Raw genomic sequence first — 14,150 nt, forward strand, 5'->3', positions numbered from 1 at the left:
GACATGAAAACCTTATTTTTTAAATACAGTGCTGAGAATCGCCTGCCCAGTCAGGCGCCAAGACGGGATTACGGGCAAAACGGTAATTTGGGGGATTTGCCCGTAAATGGCAACCACTGGTTGCGGGCAAAGCACACATTTAACGTTGCATACAAAAACAAAGCCCCAGATGAAATTCGCAGTTAACTGCAAATTTCACCCGGGGCTTTCGATCGAGACATAGTTTTTTCCAAGTCTCCCTTTAGTTTCCTACTTGATAAGTTCGTAGATTGCTTCGGCATAGATTGCGCATGCCTTGACCAAAACGTCAACCGGAACGTATTCATTGGCCTGATGCATCGTATCCGGCGTATCAGGGAACATGGCGCCAAATGCAACACCGCGTTCCATCAAGCGTCCGTATGTTCCGCCTCCGACGACTTTACCGGTTTCCTTTGTTCCCATTTGACGGTTATAAACGTCAAGAAGCGTTGAAACCAACGGATCATCAGGTGAAACATAGTGCGGAACCATCACACTTCCCTGCTCCAGGGAAACGTTCATCGGCGCAACGACTTTTTCAAGACCAGCTTCAATCGTCTTTTCGTCCATTCCTTTAGGGAAACGGAAGTTGAGCGTAATCTTGCCGCCTTTTCCTGCTTCAAATGAGAAGATGCCGGCATTCATCGTCAAATCGCCCATCACGTCATCCGTGAAATCAATTCCAAAATTCTTCATGCGCGAATCCTTGTGCAAGTACTCTGCAGTGAATTTGATGAAGTTTTCGGCATCGCCGCCAAAATTGAAGTGTTGCAGGAAGTCTGCCATGTAGGTGCCGGCATTTTCACCCTTGCGCGGTTCCTGGGCATGAGCAGCTTTTCCGATCATGTGCAGGAACAATGTTCCGTTTTCCATAAAGGCCGTTCCGACAACCGGGTGACCCGCAACATACGCATCAAATGCTTCAATGATCTCTTCTGCATTCCCGGCATTCAGACTGACTTCGCAATCGCGCGGAACCATGTTCTCACGCAAACCTGATTCAAAGCTCAAAAGTTCAACGTCACCTCCGTTTGAACCCTCAAAGTTCAGGAAGAAGCTGACATTGCCCTTTTCACCGTTGATAACCGGGAAAAAGGCATCTGGAGAAAATCCGAAGTCAGGTTGAGGCATCTTTTCAAAGTAATGCGTCATTCCGCGCCACTGGCTTTCTTCATCGGTTCCCAAAATAAAACGAACCTTTTTGGAAACGGGGAGTCCGAGTTCCTTGATAATCTTCAGACCGTAGTAGCAGGCCATTCCAGGTCCCTTGTCATCCTGTGCGCCGCGCGCATAGAGATTGCCGTCTTTGATCACAGGCTTGAACGGATCCGTATTCCAGCCCTTGCCGGCAGGCATGACGTCAACGTGTGCCAGCATTGCCATCGTTTCGCTTCCTTCGCCGAATTCGATGTGGCCGGCCAATCCATCAAGTTCAAGCGTTTCAAACCCGTCGCGTTTCCCGATCTCAAGAAACTTGTCCAAGGCTTCCTTTGGTCCGGGACCAAGCGGTGCTTCAGGCGTTCCCTTTGATTCATCCCTGACGCTTTCGATTTCAAGCATCGTCTTCAAATCGGCAAGCATTTCATCCTTGCGATTCTCAGCTTCCTTTTTCCAGTCAATTGTCATTTTTATTCCTCCTAATAGAAATACATACGATAATTTTACCATATTTCTGCCTTTTACGTTTGCTTTTTGATTTGGAAAGAATTATGTTAGAAGAAAACGAAGAAGGGCTGATTTAAATGCACGTCATTACGCAGCAGGATGTTGTAAACGTTATTCAAAAAAGAATCGCAACCGGTCACAAGGGGACCTTTGGCCGAGTTTCAGTCGTCGGAGGCAATGCCAATATGGGCGGTGCGGCAATCATGGCCGTACAGGCTGCCGTCAAAGCCGGAGCCGGACTGACTACCTGCATTTCGCACAAAGATAATCTCACGGCGCTTCATACGCGCGTTCCTGAAGCAATGTTCATTGACTATACCGACAGTGACGACCTGTCCAGATCCGTTTCCCAAGCAGACGTTGTCGTTGTCGGACCAGGACTTGGGACGGATGAGACCGCCAGACGAATTTTCTCTTCCGTCTTGAAGAATGCAAACCGGACGCTGATCATCGACGGCTCGGCCATTACCATGCTTGCAGAGGACGACCGGCTGAAAAAAATGATGCCGGATGCCAAAATCATCTTTACCCCGCATGAAATCGAATGGCAGAGACTTTCGGGCTTAAGACCGGCAGAGCAGACTCCTGCAAAAAATGCGGCAAAGGCTCTTGAATTGAATGCTGATGTCGTTTTGAAAAAGCACGGTACGGAAATCTACCACCTTTCAGGAAAATGCTCAAAGCTCACAATCGGCGGTCCATACATGTCAACCGGTGGAATGGGTGACACGCTCACCGGCATCTGTGCGGCCTTCCTGGCTCAATTCAAGGGTGATCAGGATCAGATCCTGGATGCCGCCGTCTACACGCATTCCGACATTGCTGCCTTACTTTCAAAAGAGCGCTACGTTGTTTTGCCGAGTGAAATTTCCGATAATTTGCAAAAATACATGAAACATAGATGCAACGGCCAAATTTTATGAAAATTCACTCATATTTCTTGAAAACATATTGATTCTGACTTCAAAAAAAGACCACCGCCCAACTGACGGTGGCCTTTTTCAGTCGCTGATTTTAAGTCCTTCAATCTCCGTTTGAGTCAAGGCTCTGTATTTTCCAGGATCAAGTCTACCGTCAAGTTCAAGCGATCCCATCTTAATCCTTTTAAGTTCCAGCACGTGCATCCCCGCACTGGCAAACATCCGCTTGATCTGGTGATACTTGCCCTCAGAAATCGTAATCTCGATTTCTGACATGCCGGCATCTTCATCAACATTCTTGACGACAAGCCTGGAAGGTTTGGTAACTTCACCGTTCCTCAATTCAATCGGCTTTGAAAAAAGCTCGACTTCAGCCTCGGTCACGATTCCTTCAATCCTTGCCTCATAGATTTTTTCAACATGCTTTTTTGGTGCCAGCAAATCATGTGCAAGCTTCCCGTCATTCGTCAGAAGCAACAGCCCCGTCGTATCCTTGTCAAGTCTTCCGACAGGAAAAAGTCCCCTGACACAGTCCTTCTTGTCAATCAGGTCAAGCACGGTTTCTTGAACCGCATCTTCCGTTGCAGTGATGACGCCCTTTGGCTTATGCAGCATATAGTATGCAAAGCTCTGATACCTAAGCTCTTCTCCATCGATACAAACAATGTCTGAAAACTCATCGATTTGTCTTTTTCCTGAATTTTCCGTCATGCCGTTGACCGTTACGCGCCTGCTCTTCAACAGAACCTTGACCTCGCTTCTGGTCCCCTGATTACATTCGGCTAAAAATTTATCTAGTCTCATTTTCACTGTCCTTTATGAAAAAATTGTAAACTGCTCCCAGACATGCAAACCAGACAAGCGAAAACAGCAAAGACATCAGCGTGCTTTTTGAAAATGCCAGCAAAACCAGAACCGCCAGGAAAAAGATGATCGTGATCCAATTCGAAACGGGGAAAAGAGGCATCGCAAAAAGCGTCTGTTCGCCTCCGCGGCTTTTCTTGTATTTATAATGGCAGACAACCAGAACAATCCAGATGAAAACAAAACTGACCGTTGCAATGCCTGAAATGATTTCGAAAATTGCAGCCGGCAAGAAAAAGTTTAAAATAACGATCACAAACAGAATGCAGGCTGAAAAAATCAAAGCATTGACCGGTACGCTGCGATTATTGCTTTTGCCCAGTTTCTTTGAAGCCTGTCCGCTGTTTGCCAGAACAAACAATGTTCTGCTCGTACTGAAAATTGCACTGTTGCAGGCCGAAAGAGCAGCCGTCAGGACAACGAAGTTAATCACCCCGGCGGCAATCCTGATGCCGATGCCGCTGAATACCTGAACAAACGGACTTGAATTCGTTGCAATCTGATTCCAAGGATAAATGCACATCAAAACAAACATCGAACCGACGTAAAAAAGTCCGATTCTGATTGGCAAAGTATTGATCGCCTGCGGAAGATCGCGCTTCGGATCAGCCGTTTCACCGGAAGTCAGACCAACCATCTCAATTCCAGTAAAGGCAAAGATGACCATCGGAAATGCTGCCAGCAGTCCATTGAACCCCTTCGGGAAAAAACCGCCGTAACTTACGAGATTGCCTAACGAGACAGCATGTCCGCCGACCTTGGCCTTCATCACAAGCAAAACGACGCCGGTTCCGATCAATGCCAGAATTGCCAGAACCTTGATGCTTGAAAACCATGTCTCCAATTCTCCGAATGCCCCGACGCTCAGCAAATTAAACGCCAACAGCAAAACGATTATCCAAAAAGCCGTCAGCCACTGCGGAATTCCCGGAAACCAATACCTGATATAAATCCCGCTTGCGGTCAAATCTGCCATTGCCAAAGACTCCCAGCAAAGCCAATACGTCCATCCGACGATGAATTCGAAGCGCGGCCCCAAATACTCGCGTACGAATTCTATGAATGAATTCTTCGACAGATCGGATAAGATCAGTTCGCCGATTGCGCGCATCATGAAGAAGCAAAAGATGCCGGCAATGAGATACGCCAGAATAATCGCCGGACCGGCCTTTTGAATTGCTGTTCCTGAGCCCAGAAACAGCCCCGTTCCGATTGCCCCGCCAATTGCAATCATCTGAACGTGCCTGTGTGTCAGTGCTCGTGATAGTTCGTTGTTCAAATCCTTACCCCCTATAATTTGTTATCATTATAGTAAATATTTATGCATTAATCAAGGGATGAGGGTTCATCGAACGCTCTTAATCCGTATTTAGTTCGCATTCTGACACAAATTAACTTATCATGACTTGAATTCTTCTTTTTTAGCTTCTTAAATAAATGTACTCCATCATTAAAGTTCGCTTTTAACAAAAATTCCTGCTGAACGTCAGCAGGAATTCAATGATACTCATTATTTTACGACAATATTGACCAGTTTGCCCGGAATTGCAATGACGCGAACCACGTTCCTGCCTTCAACGAATTCCCTGACATGTTCATCTGCCATCGCAGCCTTTTCAAGCTCTTCCTTCGTGATGCTGCTTGAAACCTTCAAGTGCTGGCGGACACGACCGTTAACCTGAACGACGACCTCGACTTCATCTTTAACGAGTTTCGATTCATCATATTCAGGCCATTTTGCATAAGCGATGCTTCCGACGTGACCGAGCTTGGTCCAAAGCTCTTCTGCCAGGTGCGGAACGAGCGGAGCAAGAAGCTTGACGAATCCTTCAACGTATTCAAGCGGCAGGGAATCTGCCTTATAGCAGTCATTGACGAAAACCATCATTTGCGAAATGGCCGTGTTGAAGTGCATCTTCGTAAAGTCTTCAGTAACCTTCTTGACCGTCTGGTTATAGGCAAAGTCAAGCTCGCCTTCATTGATCGTCGTGATCCGGTCGCGCATGTTGTCATCTTCATCGATGATCAGATTCCAGATACGGTTGATGAACTTGTAGGCACCGTTCAGCCCGTCTTCGCTCCATGGCTTGGATGCTTCCAGAGGTCCCATGAACATTTCATAGAGACGAAGCGTATCTGCGCCGTACTGCTCGACAATATCATCAGGATTGATGACGTTGCCCTTCGACTTGGACATCTTTTCGTGGTTGTTTCCAAGAATCATTCCCTGGTTGACCAGCTTTTGGAACGGTTCCTTCGTAGGAACGACACCCAGATCGTACAGGAACTTATGCCAGAATCGTGCGTAAAGCAGGTGCAAAACGGCATGTTCGGCCCCGCCGACATAAAGATCGACCGCCATCCAGTGCTTGAGCTTGTCATAGTCTGCAAGCTGGCCCTGGTTGTGCGGATCAACATAGCGCAGGAAGTACCACGAACTTCCTGCCCATTGCGGCATCGTGTTCGTTTCGCGCTTGCCCTTGCGTCCGTTCTTGTCGACAACGTTTACCCAGTCATCAAGATTGGCCAGCGGACTTTCACCTGTGCCGGACGGCTTGATGTCCGTTGCCTTTGGCAGACGAAGCGGGAGTTCGTCTTCGGGAACAAGCGTTGTTTCACCGTCTTCCCAATGAATGACCGGAATCGGTTCGCCCCAGTAGCGCTGGCGGGAAAATGTCCAGTCACGCAGACGATAGTTGACCTTCTTCTTGCCGACGCCTTTTTCTTCAAGCCATTCAACCATCCTGTCAATGGCTTCCTTCTTGCCGAGTCCGTCCAAAAAGCCGGAATTGATGTGCCTGCCGTCTCCCGTATAGGCCGCTTCCTCAACATTGCCGCCTTCGATAACCGGTTTGATCGGCAAATCGAATTTCCTGGCAAATTCATAGTCACGTTCATCATGGGCAGGTACAACCATGATCGCACCAGTGCCATAAGATGCCAAAACGTAATCTGCAATCCAAATCGGAAGCTTCTCGCCGTTTACAGGATTGATGCCGTAGCTTCCCGTAAACACGCCGGTCTTTGTCTTTGCAAGATCGGTACGTTCAAGATCTGATTTGTGAGCGCATTGATCAACGTAGGCATCGACTGCCTCCTTTTGCTCAGCAGTCGTTAAGGAACTTACATATTCATGTTCAGGTGCCAAAACCAGCAGCGATGCGCCAAAAAGCGTATCAGGACGGGTCGTGAAGACTTCAATCTGCTTGTCATCGTGGCCGCAGACGCCGAATTTCACGGAAGCGCCGACGGAACGGCCGATCCAGTTGCGCTGCTGATCCTTGATTGCTTCAGGCCAGTCAAGGTCATCCAGATCATCAATCAGACGGTCCGCATATGCGGTAATTTTCAAAACCCACTGACGCATCGGCTTTCTGACGACCGGATACCCGCCGCGTTCCGTCTTGCCGTCGATGATTTCCTCATTGGCAACGACAGTTCCGAGTTCCTGGCACCAATTGACGGGAATTTCAGCTTCGTATGCAAGACCTTTCTTGTACATCTGCTCAAAGATCCACTGCGTCCACTTGTAATATGACGGGTCAGTCGTATTCACTTCACGGTCCCAATCGTACGACAAGCCCAATGACTTGATCTGACGGCGGAAATTATTGATGTTCTTCTTCGTAAACTCACGCGGAGAGTTTCCCGTCTTCAATGCGTATTGTTCAGCAGGAAGTCCGAAGGCGTCCCATCCCATCGGATGCAGGACGTTGTATCCCTGCATCCTCTTCATGCGTGAGATGATGTCCGTTGCCGTATATCCTTCCGGGTGTCCGACGTGAAGTCCCTGACCGGACGGATAGGGAAACATGTCCAGTGCATAGAATTTCTTCTTGTCAGGATCTTCGCTTGTCTTGAAGGTCTTGTGTTCTTCCCAGTAATGCTGCCACTTTTTCTCGATTGCCTTGTGATCGTAAGCCATTTTGAAACTTCCTCCTTGTAGTAAATAAAAAAAGCCCTACACGAAGTTCTCACTTCATATAGGACGAATAAATCGCGGTACCACCTATGTTCCAGCAATTGCTGACGCTTTTTCTCATAACGGGAGATACCGTCCCTGCCTACCTCTCCATGTTCAGCAGGAAACTCAAAGGCGAGTTCGAAGCACTCAATCTGCATGTTCACACCAACCACACGCTCTCTGACAAATCTCGTCCTTCTAATAATCCTTCTTAGCGTTCAAATATTGCTTTAATATTAGCAAAATCGGACTGTTTTTTCAAGTCTTTAAACCGAATTGACAAAACTTAATTTAAATACAGTGTCTGACCCACGTAGATCGTATCGCCTGCCAGGTGGTTCACCGCCTTCAGATTATTGACGGTCGTCTTGTTGTCAGCAGCAATCCGCCATAAACTGTCGCCGGCTTTAACCGTGTATTTCTTCTTGGACTTGTCAGAAACATTAGTCTTCTTGGCGTACGTTTCTGCATTTACGGAAGATTTCTGCGTCACTTTAAGCTTTTGACCGACATAGATCGTATCAGAAGACAGCCCGTTGATTCGCTTCAATTCCGCAACCGTCAGCCCTTGACTGTTTGCAACTGCCCACAAACTGTCGCCGGCTCTGACAACGTATGTCGCACCCGCTGCTGCCGTTTCCTTTGAGCCTGTTTTTGTTTCAGCTGCCTGCCTGGTATTTGAAGAAGTTCCCCTGACCTTCAGAACCTGTCCCGGAATAATCAGGTTGTCCCTTAATCCGTTCAGCGACTTCAATTCATCCATGCTCATGCCATGTTCATGCGAAATCTTCCAGACGCTGTCACCGGCCTTAACCGTATAAGTTGAACTGCTGCCGTTGCCTGCTGCATTTTGATTCCCTGAACCGCCTGTTTCGGATTTTGAAACGTTTCCCGTCCTGGCACTGGATTTGACTTTGAGAACCTGACCAGGAAAAATCAGATTGTTTTTGATTCCATTCAATGAAGTCAGTTCATTCATGCTCATGCCGTATTCGTGCGCTATTTTCCAAACGCTGTCGCCTGATTTGACCGTGTAAGTCGAAGTCCCGATTACCTGGTTTTGTGACGGCTTATTTTGATTTTGCGCCGGTGCACTTTGCTTTTTCTCAGATACCAGCAGTTTCTGACCGACAAAAATCATATCGCTGGAAAGCTTGTTTAAATTCTTAAGCTGAGACACGCTCATGTTGTGGTCCGTCGCAATTTTCCAGAGACTGTCGCCTGACTTGACCGTATAAGTTCCATTGCTCGTTGTCTGCTGAGGTTCCTTTTGCCCTTGTTGCTGCTGAACAGTCGATTTCTTCTGACCAACGACGAGCTTTTGACCGACATGAATCAGATTTGATGAAAGATGATTCCAGCTCTTCAAGTCATTTACGCTGCAGCCGTGCTTGGTTGCTATGCTCCACAAGCTGTCGCCTGACTTGACCGTATATGTCTCGGCATTCGTAATCATCTGCTGAGGACGATCATTGTTGTTGCCGTTCGAATTTTGATTTTGATTCGTATCGTTGTTATTCGTGTTCTGCTGGGCGGACTTTCTGACCTTCAACGTCTGACCCACGTAGAGATTGTTGCTCGTCAGGCCATTTGCCTTCTTCAACTCATCAAGCGTCATCCCGAATTTCTGCGCAATCCCCCACAAGCTGTCACCGGCAACGGCCGTGTAAGTTCCGTTCGTGGCAACGCTCGAATTTGAATTATTGTTATTGTTATTATTGCTGTTCGTATTATTCGAAACTGGTTTCATCACCGTTCCGGTATCATACTGCGTCAAATTGTACCTTTCAATCACGGAAATCAGCTTTGATGCGTAACTCGGGTCCGTTGCATACGTCCCGTAGACGCCGTTGCGCAAATTCTGCGCGGCCACGGCATAACTCGAAGCCTGAGCCTTGGTCGAACGGGGAAAATGACTGCAGATCAAATCAGCATACGCATTCAACGATTCCGTGTAGCTTGAATAACGCTGAAAACGTGCCATTACCGTGTGATATGCTCCGCCATAATATTCCTGCGTCGACAGATTGATGTATGCCCCGGAGCCGTTCCACTTGACGCCAAACAGATTATATGCGGCAGTCGAAAGGTAACTTCCGCCCCAACCGCTTTCAAGGGCCGCCTGCGCAATCATCAATGATGCATACAGTCCCCTGGCATTTGCCACCTGACGCGCTGCCGGAGCAACATTGTTCAAAAAGCTCTGCACGTTGCCCGAATAGCTCGTATTCGTCTGAACCGCCATCACCATCGGAACGCCGGCAGCTGCCTGCTGGGTGCTGACATCCGCCTGAGTCTCGGTCTGAGGATCCTGTCCTGTCTGGTCCGTCTGAACCGATTGCTGAGTCTGTTGATTTTGAGCAGCAGACTGCTGATTAGTCTGCTGTGCCTGCTGTTCGGAACGCTGCGTTTGTCCGACCGTATTATTTTGAGACTCCGATGAAGATGCCGCTGCTTGCTGCGTTTCGTCAGACGATGCCTGACTTGAATCCTGCTGATTGCCGTTAGTTTGTCCGTTCTTGTCGATCTGAACGGTATCAGCCGAAACCCTGGCCTTGCTGCCTAGCGCAAAACCGGCGGTCCCCATCAAAACAGTGGTCCCAATGTAGGTCGTAGCTTTCTTTACAGACCGGATATTCTGCAATGCCTGGGCCTGTTTCTCCCGTTCGATTCGCTCTTTTCTCTTTTTCATTTGAGTCCCACCTTATTTTCTATCGTTCGTAAATAACACTACAAAGTGATTATATCAGATTTTTAACTGTCAAAGTTAAAAAAACACCTCCCGCTTTTATATTCTTTATAATTTAGACATAACTTCATAATTCGCTCAACTATATTTAAAACAATTTAACAAATTCACAATTATATATTTTTATCTGTCAATAAATAAAAGAGCCTCAACATGAAGTCAAGACTCTTGAACAAGTATCGCTTATTTTAAATTCAGTGCTGCTTTAAGTTCATCGACCTTATCGAGATGTTCCCATGGAAGATCGACATCCGTGCGCCCGAAATGTCCATAAGCAGCAGTCTGCTTATAAATCGGTCTCCTCAAATCAAGCATTTCAATGATGCCGGCCGGGCGAAGATCAAAGCATTTCCGAATCGCCTTAATCAATTCGTCATCGCTGACGCTGCATTTTCCAAACGTATTAACCGAAACGGATACCGGCTGTGCCACACCAATCGCGTATGCAAGCTGAACTTCAACCTGCGGTGCAATTTTTGCAGCCACGATGTTCTTTGCGATGTAACGCGCCGCATAGCTTGCGGAACGGTCAACCTTAGTCGCATCCTTGCCTGAGAACGCACCGCCGCCATGATGTGCAAACCCGCCGTAAGTGTCAACGATGATCTTGCGTCCGGTAAGTCCCGCATCACCCTGAGGACCGCCAATTACGAAACGTCCCGTCGGATTGATGAAGTACTTTGTCCTGTCATCCAAAAAATCTGCCGGAATCACCTTGTCAATCACGTGCTCCTTAATGTCTTTTCTGATTTGCTCCAAAGATACGTCTTCCAGGTGCTGGGTCGACAGGACCACCGTGTCCACCCGCAAAGGCTTGTTATCCTCATCATATTCCACCGTAACCTGAGCCTTGGAATCAGGCCCGAGATACGGAAGTTCGCCGCTCTTGCGAACCTCGGCCGTCTTTCTCATCAGACGGTGACTGAGAGCAATCGGAAGCGGCATGAATTCAGGCGTTTCATCAATGGCATAGCCAAACATCAATCCCTGATCGCCGGCGCCGATCTGATCCAGCGGGTCAACCTCACCGTTTTTGGTTTCTAGCGAAGTATCAACACCCATTGCAATATCGGCCGACTGTTCATCAATTGCAGTCAAAACGGCGCAGTTATCGCCATCGAAGCCAAACTTTCCGCCGACGTAGCCGATACCCTTAATCGTATCACGAACTACTTTTTGAATGTCAATGTAGGCACTCGTTGAAATTTCTCCAACAACGACTACCAATCCGGTTGTTACAGTTGTTTCAGCCGCTACCCTGGCATTAGGATCCTTTTCAAGCAATGCATCCAGAATTGCATCACTGATCTGATCGGCAATTTTATCCGGGTGTCCTTCTGAAACTGATTCTGACGTAAACAAATGTCTTTCTGACATAGTAAAATTCCCCCATTCATTATATTTGTGGTTACAAGGCATCTTCACCAAGCGCAGTGAATCCTATCGGGAATGAGTTGTAACGCTTAGATTATACCATATGTATCGGCAATTAGTAAAAAAGTTTAAGTCCCGGATAAGTGCGATGAATTTCAATTCAAGAACTGCATGGATATTGACAGTGTATTTTCGTCATTCCTTCAGTTTCTCTTCAATCATTTTCCGCAGCTCCAACAGGTCATCTCTGGTCGCCTTATTGCGTATAAAGCTTCGTGCCGCTCCACGGAAAACTGAGATAGTTCCTGTGAGCCTTATTTGCGTCATTCCATTTTTTGGTAGCTTTTTTCTGTGCTTCCGTTTCCATCATATTAACCTCCTATTTGAAAATCCAAGTTAAAATGCACAATATGATTATGATGATTGAGCATGCAATTTCAATATAATCTCTCGTCTCTTTTTTCATATTCTTTGCGTCTTTTTTCCGTGTGACAGTTGACTAATCACAAAGTCAATCCTATTCCCACAAATCTTCTTATACAAGAATACCTGCATCATCGATTTCCTTTTCTTCCGAAACAGACCACTCCGCCCAACCGGAATATTTAGCCTGGCCGAACAGACATGCCTCGCGGTATTTCACAAAAACAGTCCCGGAAGAAACAGGAGTAGGCGGCGTCCCGCACATGACTGTCATAGGATTGTCGCTGTCGGTCACCGTGTACTTGAGTGCCGATTCCTGTTCGGTCGTATACTCCTGTGCTTCATCGATAACGAGGAAATCAAATCCTTCGCCAAGTCCGCCGTTGGATGTCCTCGTACGAAACTGGATAATTCCGCCCGTCTCATACAGTTCAATGCGTTCCTGGCCTTTGGCACGAATGGAATTGAAATCTTCGCCGTCCTTCATTCCCATCTTTTCAAGATACTTCTTGACCTTTTCAAAAGAGGAATGGGAAGTACTGATCCTGTGCGCCGTATGCAGCATGTTAAGTCCGTGCTTAAGTCCCCACAGTTCAAGGATATAGATGATTTCCGTTTTACCATTACGGCGGGGTATGGAAAAACCGAACTTCTGATGCACCCATAAACCATCATCATCAACAGCCATGATTGACTTGACAAGATTTTTCTGCCACGGGTAGCTCTTCAGCCCGGTTTTTTCGTATATTGCGATTGCTTCATCCGACAAGGATTCAGTGTATGGTAGAATTACCGATTGAGTAGGATTCTGATTGCCTAGTCGTTTTTCAGCCATGGCCTTCTTCCTTTCAATCGTATTGCCCAGTTTAACGCCATATGACAGGGCAAAAAAGAGTATAAAAATAGCGGTTAACTTAATTAACCGCCAAATATCATTTCGATTAAGCCAGCCATTGTTCCGGACTGGTTCAACAGAAATTCCTTTATTTTTCTCATTCTGTTGTTTTCAAGCAGATAATGTATGCCGTCACTGGTAATCGACATGTCCGCCAAGTCATTTACCAGAATTCTTACATTCCCCCAGGCTCTGCAAAAATGAAGTCCCTCTATCAGGCCTTCATCACTCATCATTGCCAGAACCCGTTTCAAATATTCTTCATCAATTCTGGAAACTTCCTTCAGAAAAACATTCTGCCTAAAATTCTGTTTGCCTTTGAAAACAGAATACAAGTAAACGAGTATTCTGAAGACAACCACATCATAGTCATCTTTAGCCATGTTTGCACCTCACGTTACAAATGAAAGTCAGCTTTTTTTCTGGCTGCTCTCATCTCACGTTCCTTGCGTCTTTTCTTTCCATACTCTTCTAATTTTTTTGCTCTTTCTTTTTGAAGACGTAGTTCTTCTTCGGTATAGTCATCGTAAGATTCTGAATCAATTCGTTCCTGATAATATTTTCGAGCCAATTCCTTACTTAACATAAAAATATCACCTCAATTTATAAATATATAAACCAGCCTCTTTTTTCACTAACTCTAAATCAGCCCCACTGTTTATAAGGAACTCTCGCTGCTTTCTATATGCTTCATCAGCTATCAACTCAACGTAACCGCCATTGCTTCCCCTAGGAACAATAATTGCCACATTGGGTGCCTTTCCTATTACTGCCTTTGGCACAGCTGAAGTACTTAAAAACTTATTCAACCGCTTATTAAGTTTTTGGGGTAATTTATCATTCCTGTATACTATTATATCATCTTTCAGTTTAAATTTCGATATGCCGACCTCGATATTGTCTGCATTTCTCAAAATGATTTCTTCTTCTCTTTCATCTTTCGGGGAATAACGGCCTTCCGAATATTCATTGATTTTGAAAAACAATTTCTTGCCATCATCATCTGTGCCATTATACGTATATTTGTTAATCGACCTTATCTCTTCATCTTCCAAGTCTTTTTGCCATATTCTTGCCTCTTTCCTTAAATGCTCAACAGCTCTCGATGTTGGAATCGGATTATATCCCAATGCCCTTGCCTCCGCTTCGGCTGCAGTCTGAATGCTGTCTTTCCTTCTAAAGCCATTATCGCCTTTTGATTTACGAATCCTTTCACGTTCGACTTTCGATTCGTTTCTCCACTCCTTAGTGTGTGCATTCTGCACGCCCCTTCCG

At 46.4% G+C, this 14,150-nt stretch carries 11 protein-coding genes, 1 pseudogene, 1 riboswitch and 1 other annotated feature; of the genes and pseudogenes, 2 read left to right on the top strand and 10 right to left on the bottom strand.

From position 1 onward, the window contains the following. Positions 1-186: hypothetical protein (locus V7Z60_RS05615; RefSeq protein ID WP_334116869.1), on the top strand; the 186-nt coding region annotated here is incomplete at its 5' end. Between the two features lie 63 nt (positions 187-249). Here V7Z60_RS05615 and pepV read toward each other — a convergent pair. Further along, entirely contained in the window at positions 250-1,647 is a 1,398-nt protein-coding gene (gene pepV, locus V7Z60_RS05620) for a dipeptidase PepV (RefSeq protein WP_334116870.1), read from the bottom strand. A gap of 116 nt (positions 1,648-1,763) precedes the next feature. Here pepV and V7Z60_RS05625 point away from each other — a divergent pair, with 116 nt between their 5' ends. Beyond that, positions 1,764-2,609 (top strand): NAD(P)H-hydrate dehydratase, encoded by an 846-nt coding sequence (locus V7Z60_RS05625; protein WP_334116871.1) that lies wholly within the window; start codon positions 1,764-1,766, stop codon positions 2,607-2,609. 78 nt (positions 2,610-2,687) lie between these two features. Here V7Z60_RS05625 and V7Z60_RS05630 read toward each other — a convergent pair whose 3' ends face one another. From V7Z60_RS05630 to V7Z60_RS05670, 9 genes and pseudogenes are all read right to left on the bottom strand, one after another. Continuing rightward, on the bottom strand, positions 2,688-3,410 hold the full coding sequence (locus V7Z60_RS05630; RefSeq protein ID WP_334116872.1) for a pseudouridine synthase: 723 nt from the start codon (positions 3,408-3,410) through the stop codon (positions 2,688-2,690). Then, the gene (locus V7Z60_RS05635; protein ID WP_334116873.1) at positions 3,397-4,749 is read right to left on the bottom strand and encodes an amino acid permease; all 1,353 of its coding nucleotides are present in this window, start codon (positions 4,747-4,749) and stop codon (positions 3,397-3,399) included. The genes V7Z60_RS05630 and V7Z60_RS05635 overlap by 14 nt, the downstream gene beginning before the upstream one ends. A gap of 231 nt (positions 4,750-4,980) precedes the next feature. After that, positions 4,981-7,395, bottom strand: a complete 2,415-nt coding sequence (leuS, locus tag V7Z60_RS05640; protein WP_334116874.1) for a leucine--tRNA ligase — start codon at positions 7,393-7,395, stop codon at positions 4,981-4,983. Positions 7,396-7,451: 56 nt separating this feature from the next. Beyond that, positions 7,452-7,658: a binding site (T-box leader), on the bottom strand. A 62-nt stretch (positions 7,659-7,720) separates the two neighbouring features. Further along, positions 7,721-10,126 (bottom strand): LysM peptidoglycan-binding domain-containing protein, encoded by a 2,406-nt coding sequence (locus tag V7Z60_RS05645; protein ID WP_334116875.1) that lies wholly within the window; start codon positions 10,124-10,126, stop codon positions 7,721-7,723. Between the two features lie 240 nt (positions 10,127-10,366). Next, positions 10,367-11,560, bottom strand: coding sequence for a methionine adenosyltransferase (metK, locus tag V7Z60_RS05650; protein WP_334116876.1), 1,194 nt, complete (start codon positions 11,558-11,560; stop codon positions 10,367-10,369). Further along, positions 11,558-11,648: riboswitch (SMK box riboswitch) on the bottom strand. It overlaps the preceding gene by 3 nt. Before the next feature lie 462 nt (positions 11,649-12,110). Next, positions 12,111-12,815: pseudogene (locus V7Z60_RS05655) on the bottom strand (DEAD/DEAH box helicase family protein); the annotation flags it as partial. An 83-nt stretch (positions 12,816-12,898) separates the two neighbouring features. Next, the gene (locus V7Z60_RS05660; protein ID WP_334116877.1) at positions 12,899-13,258 is read right to left on the bottom strand and encodes a YjcQ family protein; all 360 of its coding nucleotides are present in this window, start codon (positions 13,256-13,258) and stop codon (positions 12,899-12,901) included. A 14-nt stretch (positions 13,259-13,272) separates the two neighbouring features. Next, positions 13,273-13,461 (bottom strand): hypothetical protein, encoded by a 189-nt coding sequence (locus V7Z60_RS05665; RefSeq protein WP_334116878.1) that lies wholly within the window; start codon positions 13,459-13,461, stop codon positions 13,273-13,275. Positions 13,462-13,468: 7 nt separating this feature from the next. Beyond that, a partial coding sequence (locus V7Z60_RS05670) for an ADP-ribosyltransferase (RefSeq protein WP_442918899.1) occupies positions 13,469-14,150 on the bottom strand: 682 nt, incomplete at its 5' end.

Source organism: Ligilactobacillus sp., assembly GCF_036846325.1.
Lineage (GTDB): Bacteria > Bacillota > Bacilli > Lactobacillales > Lactobacillaceae > Ligilactobacillus.

What these genes read in the sequence shown, in the direction of transcription:
- pepV (WP_334116870.1), bottom strand. Translation starts at nt 1,647, where the DNA reads ATGACAATTGACTGGAAAAAGGAAGCTGAGAATCGCAAGGATGAAATG.
- V7Z60_RS05625 (WP_334116871.1), top strand. Translation starts at nt 1,764, where the DNA reads ATGCACGTCATTACGCAGCAGGATGTTGTAAACGTTATTCAAAAAAGA.
- V7Z60_RS05630 (WP_334116872.1), bottom strand. Translation starts at nt 3,410, where the DNA reads ATGAGACTAGATAAATTTTTAGCCGAATGTAATCAGGGGACCAGAAGC.
- leuS (WP_334116874.1), bottom strand. Translation starts at nt 7,395, where the DNA reads ATGGCTTACGATCACAAGGCAATCGAGAAAAAGTGGCAGCATTACTGG.
- V7Z60_RS05645 (WP_334116875.1), bottom strand. Translation starts at nt 10,126, where the DNA reads ATGAAAAAGAGAAAAGAGCGAATCGAACGGGAGAAACAGGCCCAGGCA.
- metK (WP_334116876.1), bottom strand. Translation starts at nt 11,560, where the DNA reads ATGTCAGAAAGACATTTGTTTACGTCAGAATCAGTTTCAGAAGGACAC.
- V7Z60_RS05660 (WP_334116877.1), bottom strand. Translation starts at nt 13,258, where the DNA reads ATGGCTAAAGATGACTATGATGTGGTTGTCTTCAGAATACTCGTTTAC.
- V7Z60_RS05665 (WP_334116878.1), bottom strand. Translation starts at nt 13,461, where the DNA reads ATGTTAAGTAAGGAATTGGCTCGAAAATATTATCAGGAACGAATTGAT.